This is a genomic window from Micromonospora sp. NPDC023814 (genome assembly GCF_040639595.1).
Classification (GTDB): domain Bacteria; phylum Actinomycetota; class Actinomycetes; order Mycobacteriales; family Micromonosporaceae; genus Micromonospora.
On sequence record NZ_JBFAAF010000011.1, the window covers coordinates 14,427 to 29,988 of the forward strand.

At 73.8% G+C, this 15,562-nt stretch carries 11 protein-coding genes; 4 read left to right on the top strand and 7 right to left on the bottom strand.

Translation table 11 applies throughout. The annotated features are described in order from the left end of the window. Window positions 1-19: 19 nt before the first annotated feature. Window positions 20-967 carry a beta-ketoacyl-ACP synthase III gene (locus AB0G14_RS08120; RefSeq protein ID WP_357694964.1) on the bottom strand — a complete coding sequence of 316 codons (948 nt, stop codon included), beginning with the start codon at window positions 965-967 and terminating at the stop codon, window positions 20-22. A gap of 189 nt (window positions 968-1,156) precedes the next feature. Here AB0G14_RS08120 and AB0G14_RS08125 point away from each other — a divergent pair, with 189 nt between their 5' ends. Continuing rightward, entirely contained in the window at window positions 1,157-2,044 is an 888-nt protein-coding gene (locus AB0G14_RS08125) for an SDR family NAD(P)-dependent oxidoreductase (RefSeq protein WP_357694966.1), read from the top strand. Here the strand turns inward: AB0G14_RS08125 and fabG are convergent. The 4 genes from fabG to AB0G14_RS08145 all read right to left on the bottom strand — a co-directional run bounded on the left by fabG (window position 2,016) and on the right by AB0G14_RS08145 (window position 5,534). Continuing rightward, window positions 2,016-2,762: a 3-oxoacyl-[acyl-carrier-protein] reductase gene (gene fabG, locus AB0G14_RS08130; RefSeq protein WP_357694968.1), complete on the bottom strand. Its 747-nt coding sequence runs from the start codon at window positions 2,760-2,762 to the stop codon at window positions 2,016-2,018. The two genes, AB0G14_RS08125 and fabG, sit on opposite strands and share 29 nt — an antisense overlap. Then, window positions 2,759-3,223, bottom strand: coding sequence for a beta-hydroxyacyl-ACP dehydratase (locus tag AB0G14_RS08135; protein ID WP_357694970.1), 465 nt, complete (start codon window positions 3,221-3,223; stop codon window positions 2,759-2,761). The genes fabG and AB0G14_RS08135 overlap by 4 nt, the downstream gene beginning before the upstream one ends. Continuing rightward, the gene (locus tag AB0G14_RS08140; protein WP_357694972.1) at window positions 3,223-3,591 is read right to left on the bottom strand and encodes a hypothetical protein; all 369 of its coding nucleotides are present in this window, start codon (window positions 3,589-3,591) and stop codon (window positions 3,223-3,225) included. The genes AB0G14_RS08135 and AB0G14_RS08140 overlap by 1 nt, the downstream gene beginning before the upstream one ends. Before the next feature lie 98 nt (window positions 3,592-3,689). Next, window positions 3,690-5,534 carry a BTAD domain-containing putative transcriptional regulator gene (locus tag AB0G14_RS08145; RefSeq protein ID WP_357694974.1) on the bottom strand — a complete coding sequence of 615 codons (1,845 nt, stop codon included), beginning with the start codon at window positions 5,532-5,534 and terminating at the stop codon, window positions 3,690-3,692. A 312-nt stretch (window positions 5,535-5,846) separates the two neighbouring features. Between AB0G14_RS08145 and AB0G14_RS08150 the strand changes: the two genes are divergently transcribed. The 3 genes from AB0G14_RS08150 to AB0G14_RS08160 all read left to right on the top strand — a co-directional run bounded on the left by AB0G14_RS08150 (window position 5,847) and on the right by AB0G14_RS08160 (window position 12,323). After that, window positions 5,847-9,014, top strand: coding sequence for a type 2 lanthipeptide synthetase LanM family protein (locus tag AB0G14_RS08150; RefSeq protein WP_357694976.1), 3,168 nt, complete (start codon window positions 5,847-5,849; stop codon window positions 9,012-9,014). Between the two features lie 15 nt (window positions 9,015-9,029). Continuing rightward, a complete protein-coding gene (locus AB0G14_RS08155) occupies window positions 9,030-9,266 on the top strand; it encodes a hypothetical protein (protein ID WP_357694978.1) in 237 nt (78 codons plus the stop codon). Window positions 9,267-9,395: 129 nt separating this feature from the next. Next, window positions 9,396-12,323: an AAA family ATPase gene (locus AB0G14_RS08160; protein WP_357694980.1), complete on the top strand. Its 2,928-nt coding sequence runs from the start codon at window positions 9,396-9,398 to the stop codon at window positions 12,321-12,323. Here AB0G14_RS08160 and AB0G14_RS08165 read toward each other — a convergent pair. Next, window positions 12,316-13,818: a radical SAM protein gene (locus AB0G14_RS08165; protein ID WP_357694982.1), complete on the bottom strand. Its 1,503-nt coding sequence runs from the start codon at window positions 13,816-13,818 to the stop codon at window positions 12,316-12,318. The genes AB0G14_RS08160 and AB0G14_RS08165 overlap by 8 nt on opposite strands. A gap of 234 nt (window positions 13,819-14,052) precedes the next feature. Continuing rightward, on the bottom strand, window positions 14,053-15,258 hold the full coding sequence (locus AB0G14_RS08170) for a macrolide family glycosyltransferase (protein WP_357694984.1): 1,206 nt from the start codon (window positions 15,256-15,258) through the stop codon (window positions 14,053-14,055). Window positions 15,259-15,562: the final 304 nt, after the last annotated feature.

The following is a 15,562-nucleotide window of genomic DNA, read 5'->3' on the forward strand; positions in this document are numbered from 1 at the left end:
GTGGTCGGGTTCGAGGTGGTCAGGGCATCCGGATGAGCTGGCCGGCGTAGGCGAGTCCCGCCCCGAAGCCGAGCAGCATCACGCGGTCGCCGGGCGTGGTCCGGCCGCTCTCGCGCAGCCGGCTCAGCGCGAGCGGCACCGACGCGGCCGAGGTGTTGCCGGTGTCGACGATGTCCTTGGCGACCTTCTCGTCCGGGATCTGGAGGATCTCGGCGAGCTGGTCGACGATGCGCAGGTTCGCCTGGTGCGGCACGAACCAGTCGATGTCCGACAGCTCGATGCCGGAGAGGGCGCACACCTTGCGGGCCACCCGCGGCACGTTCTTGGTGGACCAGCGGTAGACCAGCGGGCCGTCCATCTTGGCGAACTCCCGGCCGTTGGCGTCCCACTTCGTGCCGAGGATGTCCGCCCGTCGGCCGTCGCTGCCCCACACCGTGGGGCCGATGCCGTCGGCCTCCGCGGCGGAGACCACCGCCGCGCCCGCGCCGTCGCCGAAGATGACGTACGTGGCCGGGTCCTCCCGGTCGATGAACCGGCTGAGCTGCTCGGCCCCGACGACCAGCACGTTGCGGGCGCTGCCCACCCGGATCTCGTTCGCCGCGATCCCGATCGAATAGGCGAAGCCGGCGCAGGCGGCGTTCAGGTCGAACGCGCCGGTGGCGGTGATGCCGATGCGGCTGGCCACCTCTGGCGCCCCACCCGGGATGCGGTCCTTCTTCGTCGCCGAGGCGAGGATGACCAGGTCCACGTCGGCCGGGTCGACGTTCGCCATGGCCAGCGCCTTCCCGCCGGCCTCGGCGGCCATCATCGTCACGGTCTCCTCCGGCCCGGACCGGTAGCGCGACCGGATGCCGGTACGTTCCTCGATCCACGCCGGCGTCACGCCGGTCTCCTCGGCGATCTCCTCGTTGGTGATCAACCTGCTCGGCCGGTACGCCCCGAGCCCGGTGATTGCCGCGCCAGTCATCCGCGCCATCGCTCCCTCCGCACAATGCCGGTCGGCGTCCTGGTGGCACCGTCCGGAGGGAGTGTTCGACGGCGCTCTCATAACTTCTCTACATCGCGCCCGGTATGGAAAAGAGATAGCCCGGCCCGAGACCGTGCGGGCCGAAGTGTGTCGCCGCAGGCGGGCACGCCGACTCGCGAGGGAGCGCGCATGAAGGATTTCCGAGGCAAGGTCGCGGTCATCACCGGAGCCGGTTCGGGCATCGGTCGGGCACTGGCGGTCGAGCTGGCCGCCCAGGGCGCCCGGCTGGCGCTGTCCGACGCCGTGGAGGACGGCCTGGAAAAGACGGCAGCCAGGTGCGCCGAGCGGGGCGCCGAGGTACGCACCTACCGACTGGACGTGGCCGACCGGGCGGCGGTGCAGGCCCACGCCAAGGCGGTCCGCGCCGACTTCGGCGGCGCCGACCTGGTGGTCAACAACGCCGGGGTGACCCTGCTGGCCTCGATCACCGAGGCCAGGTGGGACGACATGCGCTGGGTGCTGGACGTCGACTTCTGGGGCGTGGTGCACGGCACCCGGGCGTTCCTGCCGCTACTCGTCGCCTCCCGCGGCCACCTGGTGAACGTCTCCAGCATGTACGGGCTGACCGCGGCGCCGGCGCAGACCGCGTACAACGCGGCCAAGTTCGCCGTGCGCGGGTTCACCGAGGCGGTGCTCCAGGAGATGCGGGTAGGCGAGGTGCCGGTGGCGGTCAGCTGCGTCTACCCGGGCAAGGTGCGTACCGACATCTTCAGCAACGCGCGGACCGGCCGGGGACTGGGCTACGGCGGGATCCAGGAGCGGTTCGCCCGGGAGGCGACGACGTCGGCCGAGCAGGCCGCCCGGATCATCCTGCGCGGGGTCCGGCGCAACCGGGTGAAGATCATCGTCGGGGCGGACGCCCGCCGGGTCGACCTGTTCTCCCGGCTGCTCGGCACGGTCTACCCGCGCCTCACCGCACGCCGGGCCCACGCACAGGCGCGCCGGGTCCGCCTGGAGGCCATGCGGACCCGGCTCGCCGCGCAGCGGGTCAGAAGGTCAGACCACCGTCAACCGTGACGACCTGGCCGGTCAGGTAGGAGGCCCGCTCCGACAGCAGGAACGTCACCACCGGGGCGATCTCCTCCACCTGGCCGAGCCGGCCGAGCGCGGCCCGCTTCTGGATGCCCTCGGTCAGCCCGGTGGGCAGGTTGCTGAGCATGTCGGTCTCGATGAACCCGGGCGCCACGGTGTTGACTCTGATCCCGTACGGCCCGACCTCCTTGGCCAGCGCCTTGGTGAAGCCGATGATGCCGGCCTTGGACGCCGAGTAGTTGGTCTGGCCGGGGCTGCCGGTGATGCCGGCCACCGAGGAGACCGTGACGATCGAGCCGCTGCGGCGCCGCATCATCCGCCGGATCGCCGCCCGGCACACGTGGTAGACGCCGCCGAGGTTGACGTCGATCACCGACCGCCAGTCGTCGTCGGCCATCATCGCCACCGGCCGGTCGCGGATGATCCCGGCGACGGTCACCACCGCGTCCACCTCGCCCAGCTCCCGTTCCACACCGGAGACGAAGTCGCGTACCTGCTGCGGGTCGGCGACGTCCACCTGGCGGGCCAGCACCCGGGCGCCGGCCTCGCCGACCTCCGCGACCACCTTCTCGGCTGCCTGCTGGCTGCTCTGGTAGCAGAAGGCCACGTCGTACCCGTCCGCGGCGAGCTGCCGGACCACGGCCCGGCCGATCCCCCGGGACCCGCCGCTGACCAGGGCGACCGGTCGTCGGATTTCACTCATGTCGACTCCTTGACGTCGGATGCCCCGTCCAGGGCGGCGGGGCGGAGCGAGGCCGCCGGGCGCACCGCGCCGACCAGGCGACCGACCTGCATGACCACCTCGGACCCGACCACGCTCTCGCCCCGGACGAAGCCCGTGTCGGCGATCAGCCGGATCAGGTCCACCCGGTGCTCGACCGTCTCGCCCGGCAGCACCGGCCGGCCGAAACGGATCCCCTCGAAGGCCCCCGCGACCGGCACCCCGTCGGCCAGCACGTCGGGCATCGGCCGGTCGTGCCGGATCAGCAGCAGCGCGGCCTGCCCCCACGACTCCAGCAGCAGCACGGCGGGCAGCGGCCGGGTGCCGGTGACGGTGAGGCTGCCCACCAGCCGGCGCCGGGGCACCAGCTCGCTGACCCGGTCGACCAGGAGCATCGGCGGGCGGTGCGGGATGAGCCGCCGGATGTCGTCGCTGTCCAGCATCAGTCGTCTCCGTCCTGGTAGCGCAGCACCACCTCGGCGGCCGGGACACCGGACACGGTGACCGTGCCACGGCGCAGCCCGCCGTCGTACCGGACGGCGACGACCAGCTCGTCGTCCAGGTCGACGGTGTGGAGGAACCGGCAGGACACCAGCTCGGCGAGGACCGCTGCCGGCGTCGCCGCGAGCACCGTGCGGTGCACGTACTCGACGATGTGGACGCCCGGCAGCAGGGGGAATCCGGGGTAGTGCCCGGCGAAGACCGGGTCGTCCCGGTCGGGCCGGACCCGGGCGACGATCTCGTCGGCGGTGGCGTGGGTCAGGTCGATCCGCGCGGTGGTCGCGCACTCGGGCGGGATCAGGGTGGTCACCTGATGACCGTGCCGGTGCCGGCTATATCTTCTCCATACCGCCGACCGGTGCGCGTCGCCGTGCCGGCCGCCGGGCGCGCGGAGCCGGTGCCGAGGGCTCAGGCGGGCACGCGGACGCGCGGCCCCGCGGACGCCGGTGGACCACCGGCCATCATCCGGCGGTCCACCGGGTCGGCCTTCTCCCGGGCGAAGACCCGCACCAGGTCGTGGAAGCGGTGCCGCTGCCGCCGCCCGCCGTCCGAGCCGGCGATCTCCAGCAGCCGGGCGTCGACCAGGTTCTCGGCCACCTCCTCCCCGACCCAGCGCGGCACGCCGAGCACCCGGGCGGCGACCCAGATCGGGAAGTCGGCCGTCTCCAGCAGCGCCAGCCGGCGCAGCGCGACCTGGCTCTCAGCCGCGAGCCCCTGGTAGCTGCCCTCGATGCGGGCCCGGACGTCCAGCGTCCCCAGCCGCAGCTCGTCCAGGCGGAACCGTTCGTCGGCCAGCCGCTGCGCGAGGTACCGCAGGGACCAGTGCGGCCGGGCGATGAGCCGGGCCGCGGCCACCCGGATGCCGATCGAGAGCCGCCCGCACAACTGCACGATCCGGTGGGCGGCCGCGGGTTCGGCGGCCACCCGTTGCGGGCCGACGATCGTGGCGAACAGGTCCAGCGCCTGCGCCGGGTCGAGGATGCCCACCTCGAGGCGGGTGACGCCGGGCAGCTCGGAGAGGCGCCCGCGGCAGGTCAGGATCACCCGGCACGACGGGTCGCCGGGCAGCAGCGGGCGGACCTGCGCGTAGTCGGCGGCGTTGTCGAGGACCACCAGCATCCGGCGGCCGGCCAGCTGGCTGCGGTAGAGGCGTTCGCGTTCGTCGAGCCGTCTCGGGATCGCCTGCTCGGTGTTGCCCAGGCTGCGCAGGAACCAGCCCAGCACGTCGCTCGGGTCGGTGGCGTTGCCCCGGGTGCCGCCCAGGTCGGCGTAGAGCTGCCCGTCCGGGAAGTCGCCCCGGCACAGGTGCGCGGCCCGCAGCGCCAGCGCCGTCTTGCCGACGCCGGCCATCCCGGTCAGCAGGGCCCGCGGAGGCGCGGCCGACGACGGCTCGGCCAGCAGCCCGGTCAGCTCCCGCAGCTCCTGGCCCCGGCCGCAGAAGTCCTGCGCGCCGGGTGGCAGCATCGCCGGACGTACGTCCCGCCAGCCCGGCTCGGCCCGCGGTGCCACCTCGGCGGCGGGCGGAGCGGACCCGGCGAGCACCGCCCGGTACGCCTCGACCAGGGCGGGGCCCGGGTCGACCCCCAGCTCGTCGGCGAGCACCCGGCGACCCTCGTGGTAGACGGCCAGCGCGTCGGCCTGGCGGTCGCACCGCAACAGAGCGGTCATCAGCTGGCTGCGCAACCGCTCGTGCAGCGGCTGACCGGCGACCAGGTCGGTCAGCTCCAGCACCAGCTCGGCCTGCCGGCCCAGCATCAGGTCGGCCTCGATCCGGTGCTCCAGGGCCGCCGTCCGCAGCTCGCTCATCCGATGCGCCTCGGCCTCGACCAGATGGTCGGTGACGTTGGCGAGCGTCGTACCGCGCCACAACGCCAGCGCCTCGTGCAGCCACTGCGCGGCCTCCTCGTGCCGGCCGCCGCGCAGCGCGTCCCGGCCCAGCCCAGCCAGCCGCTCGAACTCTTCGATGTCGAGCCGGCTGCCCCCGATCCGGATGACGTACCCGGACCACTGCCGGACGATCTCCACCCCGTCGCCGAGGTACCTGCGCAGCCGGGAGACGTAGTTGTAGAGCTGGGCGGCGAAGGTCGCTGGCGGCTGCTCGCCCCAGAGCAGCTGGCAGAGCTGGGCGTCGGACACCGTCCGCCCCCTGGCGAGCAACAGCGCGGCCAGGACGGTGCGCTGCTTGGCGCCGTCCAGCGGGACCTCGCTGCCGTCGCGCCAGGCGCTCACCGGCCCCAGTACGCGAAACTCCACGGTCGCTCCGATCGGGTCGGGCCGATTGACAGGTCGGAGACTCACCAACATCGCGCGCCGACGCATCTGTGCGGTACACCCAAATTCCGCCGCCCGGCACGCCGACGGCCGCCCGCCGTGTCGCCGCGCCACCGACACCCGGCACCGCTGCACCCGTCTCCGGCCGGGGACACCGGCGATCGGCCTCGGCGAGCCGGTCACGCAGGCCGCGGCCGGGGTTGCCCCGTCCCGGCCGGCGACCAGCGGGGACGGCGAGAATTTGGGTGGATCCCACGCATGAGTTCGCCGCCGACCCTTGGCACCCTCTATCCGGTGAACACCACGACGGCCGACGGCCCGCACAGCCTCGCCCCGACCGAGCCGGACCTGCTCGGTCCGGGCTGGTGGGCACGCGGCCTGGCCCTGCACGAGCGGGTGGCCGCGGGCTGCGGCGCCGACCCGGTCGGCGGCGCCCGGCTCGACCACGCCCGGCAGCGGCTGGACCGGTGGCGCGCCGAGCACGGTCCCGCGCTGGACGTCCGGCTGGGCGAACTGGCCGTCGACGAGAACCGGCTGGTCGCGCTCCTGGCCGAGGAGGACGCGCAGATCGCCGCGCGGCTCGACCCGCCGTCCTGGGTGGCGCCGGTCGAGTCCGCGGTACGCGCCGCCGCGCCGCTCCCCCCGTCGGCGCCGGTCCCGACGGACTGGCGGGCGGCGTTCGCCCTGCCGTTGCGCCCGCTGGTCGACCACGCGACGGCCCGCTTCCGCCGGGACGCCGGCCGGGTGGTGACCGACACCCAGGTCGACCTGCCCGCGCTGGCCACCGCGCTGGGCGCCACCCTGGACCGGCAACTGGGCGGCCTGGCCGCCCGCACCCTCGTCGCGGAGCTGCACCGCCAGCGGGCCGCCGGTCGGCTGACCGGCGCCGACGGCCGCGCCCGGTTCGCCGACTTCGTCCGCCGGCTGAGCGCCCCGGCCGGGCTGGCCGCGCTGTTCGCCGACCATCCGGTCCTGGCGCGGCTGCTCGGGCAGGCCGCCACCCAGGCCGCCGATGCCATGCTGGAGCTGGTGACCCGGTACGCCGCCGACCGGGCCCCTCTGGTGGACGCCCTGCTCGACGGCGCCGACCCCGGTCCGCTGGTGGCGGTCGAGGACAAGCAGGGCGACGCGCACCGCGGCGGGCGGACCACGACCATCGTCCGGTTCGCCGACGGCAGGCGGCTGGTCTACAAGCCCCGCGACCTGAGCCCGGACGTCCGGCTGCGGGCCTTCGTGGACTGGCTGAACCGGGTGGTGCCGGCCGTCGGTCTCCGCGGGGTGGCCTGCCTGGCCCGCGCCGAGCACGGCTGGACCGAGTTCGTGGCCGCGGCCCCGCTCACCGACCCGGACGGCGCGCACCGGTTCTACCGGCGGCAGGGCGCGCTGCTGGCGCTCGCCCACGCGCTGAACACCACCGACCTGCACTACGAGAACCTGATCGCCAGTGCGGAGGATCCCGTGCTGGTCGACGCCGAGACCCTGTTCCGTCCGCTCTGGGGGCCGCCGGTCGACAGCGGCGACCCGGCGGCCGACCTGCTCGTCGCCTCGGTGCACCGGACCGCGCTGCTGCCGCTGATCGTCGTCGGCGAACAGGGCATCATGGACCTCTCCGGCTCCGGCGGTGACCCGGGACGGCCGAGTCCGGCCAGCCGGGTCGACTGGGCGGACCCGGGCACCGACCGGATGCGCCTGGTCCGCCGCGCGGTCGCCTTCGACGGTGCGCTGAACCAGCCCCGGCTCGGTGACCGGGTGGTCGACCCGGAGGACCACGAGGCGGCCATGCTGGAGGGCTTCCGGCTCGGCTACGACGCGATCGAGGCGCACCGCGAGGAGTTCGGCGGGCTGGTCGAGGCGTCGTCGGCGATGACGGTGCGGCTCGTCGTCCGCCCCACCTGGACCTACCGGACGCTGCTCGACGAGGCCACCCATCCGGACCTGCTCCGCGACGGCCTGGAGCGGGACCGGTTCCTCGGGCTGCTCCACGACCGGACCCAGGCCCCCGGCGACCCGGTGTTCGCGCGCCACGACATCGTCGCGCTGTGGCGCGGCGACGTCCCCTACTTCCATGCCCGGGCCGACAGCCATCACCTGATGGCCGACGGCGAGCCGACCGCGGTGCCGCTGCGCCGTAGCGGTGTCGAGGCGGCGCTGGACCGGATCGCCGGGCTCGGCGAGGCCGACCGGCAGGACCAGGAGTGGGTCATCGCGGCCAGCCTGGCCACCCGCCGGCCGGTGGCCGGGCACCGGGACGGCGCCCCGATGCCGGGGCCGTTGCACGGCACGGCGGCCCCGCCCGAACGGCTGGTCGCGGCGGCGTGCGCGATCGCCGACCAGCTCGTGGCCCGGGGTGTACCCGGCCGGGAGCGGGTGAACTGGCTCGGCCTGGAACTGGTCGACGACCGGCAGTGGCTCCTGCTGCCGATGGGAGCCGGGCTGGCCAACGGGTACCTCGGGGTCGCGCTCTTCCTCGGCCAGCTCGCCCGGATCAGCGGCGTGGCCCGCTACGGCGAGGTGGCCCGCCGGGCGGTCGCCGCGGCGCCTCGGCTGCTCGACCTGCTCTCGGGCCGGCCGGAGCTGATCACGGCGATCGGCTGCGGCGGCCTGCACGGTCTCGGCGGGCTGGCCTACGGGCTGGCCCGGCTGACCAACCTGCTCGACGACCCGGAGATCGGCCGATGGGCGGGCACGGCGGTCGAGCTGGCCGAGGTGGCCGTCGCGGGCCCGGCCGGTGACGACTGGGCGACCGGCCGGGCCGGCTGCCTGGCCGCGATGTCCTCGATCCACGCCGAGCTGGGCCTCGACCGGGCGGCGGCGCTGGCCGAGATCTGCGCCGAGCGGCTGGCCGATGCGGTGGGCGGGTCCGCCGGCCCGCCGGGCTTCGCCGACGGCTCGGCCGGGATCGCGTACGCCCTGCGCCGGTTCGCCGGCACCAGCGGCGGATCCGCCCGGCACGCGGACGCCGGCCGCCGGGCGCTGCGGCAGGCCGAGGGCGCCCCGACCAGTTCGGCAGGGTGGTGCGCCGGCACCGCCGGCCTGGCGCTCGCACTCGCCGGATGCGAGCGGTCGCCCGGCGGGGACGACACCGCGGACCCGGGGGGCCCGGCCCGCCTCGTCCGGCAGCTCGCCGACCGGCCCCCCGCCCAGGACCTGAGCCTGTGCCACGGCGAGTCGGGAATCGCCGAGGCCCTGACCGTCCTGGCCGCCGGGCCTGCCGGGCCGGCGGCGACCGCCGCGCTGCGCCGGCGGGCCACGTTGATCCTGGACACGTTGCAGTGGCACACCCGTTACTGCGGGACGCCCGGTGGGGTGCTCACCCCCGGCCTGCTGACCGGGCTCGCCGGCATCGGGTACGGCCTGCTGCGCTTCGGCCTGGCCGACCGGGTGCCGTCCGTGCTGCTCCTGGAACCGACCCCACGGCCGGCCGGAACCGGCTGGCCGTCGTCCACCAACCCTTTCATCTGAGGAGAGAAGAACATCATGTCCGAGAAGCTCACCGTCGACGTTCCCGCCACCGACGACACCGCCGACGCGCGCCCGGTCGGGGCGCCGCGGACCAGCCCGGTGGTGGCCTTCGGGCTGCGTACGGCGGCCCTGGCCGGCCTGGCCATCCCGGTGGGTCTGCTGGTGGGGCGCCTGGTCACCGGAGACGCCGGAGACGGCGTCGACCTGAACGCCGCCCCGCTCACCACCTGCTGCCCCACCTTCCGCATCTGACGGGACGGGGGACGGGAACGGTACGGTCAGCGCGGCGGTCCGTCCGGTCGGCCGAGACAGTCCACCGTGGTCGGTGGGGTCTTCGGCCGAGCCTGGTTAACGCCGGACCGCCTCGCTATCGTTCCTGTCGTGCACTGCCGTTCCCGAATCATCGTGGGCCGTGACGCGGAGCTCGGCACGTTACGGGACATGCTGGAGGCGGCCCGCGCCGGGAACGGCGGGGCCGTCTTCCTCGTCGGGGAGGCCGGCATCGGCAAGTCGCGGCTGGCCGCGGCGGCGGTCGAGCTGGGCTACACCGCCGAGATGAGCCTGCTGCGCGGGCGCGGCAGCACGCTCGGCGCCGGGGTGCCGTTGCGGCCGCTCACCGAGGCGGTGCTCTCCCTGCTCCGCTCCACGCCGGTGGACGTCGCCGCGCTCGGCCCGTACGGTCCGGTGCTCGGGCGGCTCGTGCCCGACTGGGGCACCCCCCTGGCCGACCAGGAGGGCGGGTCGGTGGTGATCCTCGCCGAGGCCGTGCTCCGGTTGACCGGTCTGGCCGGCCGGGACCGCGGGTGCCTGATGGTCCTGGACGACCTGCAGGACGCCGACGCCGAGACGCTCATGGTGGTCGAATACCTCATCGACAACCTCGACCAGCAGCCGACCCTGTTGCTGGGCACCATCCGGGCCGACGACTCGCCGGCGATCGAGGTGGCCCGGGCAGCGGCCCGGCGCGGGCGGTGCACCCTGATCGCGCTGGACCGGCTCGGCTCGGGCGACCTGCCCGCGATGGCCGGCTCCTGCCTGGGCGTGGCGGGCGAGGAACTGCCGGCGGCCGCGACCGAGCTGCTCTGGGGCAGCAGCGGCGGCAACCCGTTCCTCATCGAGGAGATCCTCGCCGCCATGGTGGAGAACGGGCTGCTGCTGCCCGGGGCCCAGGGCTGGCAGCTCGCGCCGCAGCCGCCCGCCACGCTGCCGGCCGCCTTCACCCGCAGCATGGCCCACCGGATCGAGAAGCTGGGCCCCCAGGCCCGGCAGCTGTTGTCCTGCGGCGCCCTGATGGGGCAGCGGTTCCCGGTGGCCGTGGTGCAGACGGCCACCGGCCTGAGCGACCGCGACCTGCTCAACCACCTGCACGGCGACCTGGTGGCGCAGTTGGTGATGCCGGACGACCAACTGACCGACTGGTACGCCTTCCGGCACCGGGTCACCCAGGAGTCGCTGCTCGCGCTGGTCGAGCCGGCCGACCGGGTGGAGTTGGCCCGCACCGTCGCCGACGCCGTGGCGAAGGTCCACCCGGACCTGCCCGGTGAGTGGTGTCAGATCTCCGCCACCCTGCACCTGGACGCCGGTGACACGGCGACGGCCGGCCGGCTGTTCGCCGAGGCCGGGCGGCGGGCCCTGGCGCAGGGCGCCCCCACCTCGGCCGTCGCCCTGCTCGACCAGGCCTGGGAGTTGCAGGCCGACGGGGCGGCCGAGGCCCGGGCTGACACGCTGGAGACACTGTTGCAGGCCCTCGGCGAGGCGGGGCTGGTGAAGCGGGCGCTCGACCTGGTCAGCAGTCCCGACCAGGTGGCCGGGCTCGACCCGCGACGGCGGGCCCAGCTGCACACCCGGTTGGCGTGGACCGCGGTGGTGGCAGGCCAGCTCACCGACGCGGCGGCCCAGGTGGAGATCGCCCGCGAGCTGCTCGGCGCGGACGCCCCGGCGGAGGAGACGGCCCCGGTCGACATCGTCGCCGCGCACCTGGCCCTGGACACTCCGGGGCAGGACCAGCTGTCGGTCGCCGAGACCCTGGCCCGCCGGGCCGCCACGGTCGGTGCGGCGGTCCCCCTGCCGGTGGTGGCCTGCCAGGCATGGCAACTGCTCGGCGCGTTGGTCCGCCACCGCGACCCGGCCGAGGCCACCCGCTGCCTGGAGCAGGCGCGGTCGATCGCCGCCGAGCACGACCTGCCGATCTGGGAGGTGCACGCGCTGATCCGGCTGGGCAACGACGACGCGTTGCGGTACGGCACGCTGGACCGGCTGGAAGAGGCGCGGGAACGGGCGCGGCAGACCGGCGCGGTGACCGCCCGCCAGCAGGCCGAGGCGAGCATCGCGCTGCATCTGATCATGCGAGGCGACTACCTGTCGGCACGGGACCTGATCGACCAGGTGTTGACTGCGACGACCCGCCTCAAGCTGATCGAGACCACCCAGTACGTCCTGCTGCTCCGCGCGGTGCTCGGCGCCCATCAGGGCCGGCGGGCGGAGATGGAGCACGCGCTCGTCGAGTTCCGGCGCTGGGGCGGCGACGACGGCCTGCACGCACAGCGGGTGCACGGGCTGGCGGGGACGTTCTGCGCGCTGTTGGAGGAGGACCGCCCGCGGGCCCTGGCCGAGTTGTCCCGGGCGGTCGAGGCCGAGGAGACCAGCCCCACCGTGTTTCACCTGGGCGGGCGGCTCGGCCTCCAGTTGCTGCTCAGGGCGATGGCCGGCGAGATCGACTGGGAGGCGTACCAGGCGGTCACCGGCACACCGGCGAGCCGGCTGCGCTGGGACCGCCAGTTCGCGCTCTTCGCCCAGGCGGTCCTGCTCGGCCGCTCCGGCCGGCACGAGGCGGCCACGGCGGCGGTGGCCGAGGCGGTGCAGGTCGGCGATCTCTACGCGATGGGGCGGCACCTCGCCCTGCGCCTGGTCGCCGAGTCCGCGCTCGCCGACGGTTGGGGTACCCCGGTGGAGTGGCTGCGCGTCGCGGAGGACTACTTCCACCAGGCGGACGTCGCTCCGGTCGCCGGTGCCTGTCGTACGCTGCTGCGCCAGGCCGGCGCCCGGGTGGCGCAGCGGCGGCGCGGCGCGGCGGAGATCCCACCCGCGTTACGGACGACGGGCGTGACGGTACGCGAGTTCGAGGTGCTGCGGCTGCTGACCGGCCGGCTGAGCAACCGCGAGATCGCCGAGCGGCTGCACCTGTCGCCCCGTACGGTCGAGCGGCACGTCTCCAGTCTGATCACCAAGACCGGGCTGCCGAACCGGATCGCGCTGAGCGACTTCGCCGCCGGCGCTCAGGAGGAATGGACGGTGCGGCCGGTCAGCTGACGGTCGCCGCCCACGCCTTCTTGGCGTTCTTCCAGGTCGGAGAGTTGACCTCGTCCCAGGCGCGGTGGCGCAGCTCCTCCAGGACCTCCGCCGGCACCAGGGTGCCCGTCATGTTGGCCCGGTAGATGTTCATCGTGTCCGGGTCGAAGTCGGGGCTGATGTGGCCGCCCGCGATCGCCATGTCGAACAACGGCGCGCCGGGCAGCGGTACGACGAGGAAGAAGTTCGCGGCGTCCAGCCCGTAGGAGACGTGTTCCTTGGCGAGCTGGATGGTCGTCTCGATCTCCTCCAGCGTCTCGTCCGGGTAGCCCATCATGTAGTTGCCGTAGATCTGGAAGCCGTACTCCTTCATGGCGACGATCAGCCCGGGCAGGTCGGCCTTCTCGATGTTGAGCTTGTTGCTCGCGTACTTGCGGATGATCCGCAGGTTGCCCGACTCGAAGGGCATGTTGATCTGCGTGAAGCCCGCGTCGGCCATCGCCTCCAGGACCTCGTGGTCGGGCTTCCAGCGCTTGAGCAGGTGGATGAGGTTGATGCCGTTGAGGTCGCAGATCGTCACGCCCGCGCCCTGGATCTTCTTGAGCAGCCGGAGGCCGCGCCGCTTGTCGCCCAGGAGCGAGTCGTCCTCGATGAACACGTTGTCGACGCCCAGGTTCTTCAGCGTCTCGATCTCCGCCAGCACCCGGTCGTCCGACTTGACGCGGAACTTGCCGATCGGGCCGCTGGGGCTCCCCTCCTGCTCGCCGGCGATGTGGCAGTACGCGCAGTGGAACGGGCAGCCGAGCGACGTCATCATGGTCGCGTACCGCAGCTCGGCGCCGGGCTCGAAGAGGCCGGAGTGCGGCCGGGCGATGGTCCAGTACCGCTCGTTGGGCAGCAGGTCCCAGGCCGGCATGGGCAGGGTGTCCAGGTCCCACACGACGTCCTGCGCCCGCGCGGGGTTCATCCGGATCCGGCCGTCGTCGAGGAAGGCGACGCCGTGGATGTCGGCGAAGCTCGGGTGCGCCGACCGTCGTACGGCCTCGACGATGTCGATGATCGTGCGCTCGGCCTCGGACAGGCAGACCACGTCGAAGCCCGCCCCGAAGAACTGCGGCAGCCGCGACCGCGCGTTGACCCCGCCGGTGACGAGGAGCTTCTCCGGGTAGGCCGCCCGGATGAGCCGCGCGCAGTGCAGGACCATCGTCTCCTGGTCGGTGAAGATCGAGGTGATGCCGACGATGTCGTGGTCCTTCACCACCTCGAGGATCCGCTCGTCGCTGACGCCGGTGCGGAGGAAACCGCTGGGCAGCGGCGTGGGGTTGGCGAATATCTCGTCGAGCGGGTCGGCGCCCTCGCCGACGCAGGCGTCGAAGACGCGGACGTGCACGCCGTGCTCCCGCAGGGCTCCGCCCAGGTTCGGGTACGCGAGCGATCCGTTCGGCTTGCACACCGTGCCGGGGGCGGTCTGGTTCGGCGGGTACAGCAGCAGCACGCTGACGTCACGAAGACCCATGGCGAAATACTACCTAGTTTTGAAGTGGAAACAAGGACCACGACGGCGCAGACCGAAATCGGCATCGATATGTCAAGTGGACCGTCCGCGCCCTCGTGGGCCGCCGGACAGGCGGCACCCGCCGGGCGGCCGCCTGCCACGCACACCGGGGACGGCCCGGCCACGCGCACGGAGACGGCAGCGGGCCACGCCGCCCGGTCACGACGCCGGCCCGCCGGGCGGGGATGGGGAAGGTCAGGGCGCGACCCGCTCCAGGTACGCCTCGACCTCGTCCGCCGCCCGGGCCGGCCCACCGGCGGAGAGGATGTCGCGCTGCATCTCGCGGACGCGCTCCCGGACGGCGGAGTCGGCCGCGAGCCGTTCCACGGCCTCGCGGATGCTGGCCGGCTCGAGTTGGTCCGGCCGCAGCACGGAGCCCAGGCCCAACTCGATGACGCGCTCCGCGGACGGGGCGGCCTCGGTCGCGAAGTGCGGCACGAGCACCAGGGGGACGCCCGCGGCGAAGGCCTCCAGCACGGCTCCGGTGGTGCCGTGCGTCAGGCACGCCGTCGCGTGCGCGAGCACGGAGTGGAACGGGATCCACTGGTGCGCCTCGACGTTGGGCGGCAGGGGTCCCAGCACCGCCGGGTCGAGGAAGCCGCCGATCGCCATGACCACGTGCCAGGGGGTGTCGGCGAAGGCCTGCGCGCAGGCGCGGAAGAACTCCGGGTGCTCGTTGAACTGGTTGCCGAGCGAGACGAGCAGCACCGGCGCGTCCGGCCGCGGCGGCTGCCAGCCGGGCTGGCCGTCACGGCCGGTGAGGGTGGGCCCGACGAACGCGAACCGCTCGTCGAAGGTCTCGGCGAAGGGCTGGAACAACTTCGGCAGGAAGACGATGGTGAGGCCCTCGATCTCGTCCCAGTACTCCTTGACCGGGGTGTCGGCGCCGTACTGCCCGAGCAGGTCGACCAGCACCGAGTGCACGGCCGCCACGTCGGCCGGGTGGCGTTGGCCGTTGCTCTTCCACAGCTCCTTGAACAGCGAGTAGTGCTCGTTCGCGGCGAAGCCGCCGGTGAGGCGTACGGCCGGCCGGTTCCACCGGGTGGCCAGGAGTCGCCCCGCGATGAACGGGAACACGTCGTAGACGACGAGGTCGGGCGGGTTGTCCCCCAGCGCCTCCTCGGCCGCCCGCAGGATGGCCACGTTCTCCCGGACGTACACCAGGTGCAGTTGCGTCTCGGCGTCCTCCTGCTTGACGACCTCGGGCACGTGGAAGGTGTCGAACTCGGACTTGTACAGCACGACCTCGGCGCCGGCGGCCTTGACCTCGTCGGCGAACAGCGGCGTCGTCACGTACGTGATCCGGTGTCCCCGCCGGGCCAGCTCGCTGACGAGGCCGAGCGACGGGTAGACGTGACCGTGACCCTGGACGTTGGCGAAGAGGATGTGACGCTGGCGCATGGGCTCACTCCCGGCTGGTCGTCTCGGCGTTGTCAACGCGGCGCGTGCGCGCGGAGCGGTGGCTCCGCTGGGATCTGGCCGCGCCCGCCGACGAGGGCGACGACGGCGCGACGAGGGGCCAAGGCTTTAAACATATATAGCACAATGGATCGAGGCACCGCTATGTCGGAAGATCCGATGAGGCCGCGGCGGCACGTCGTCGGCCGTCTCCCGCTGCCGGGAAGGGCGGCGCCCGGTGGAGCCGCCGGGGCGTCGGAGGTGGGCAGGGCGGTGGAGCGCCGGATCCCGCCGGCGGTGGGGGCCG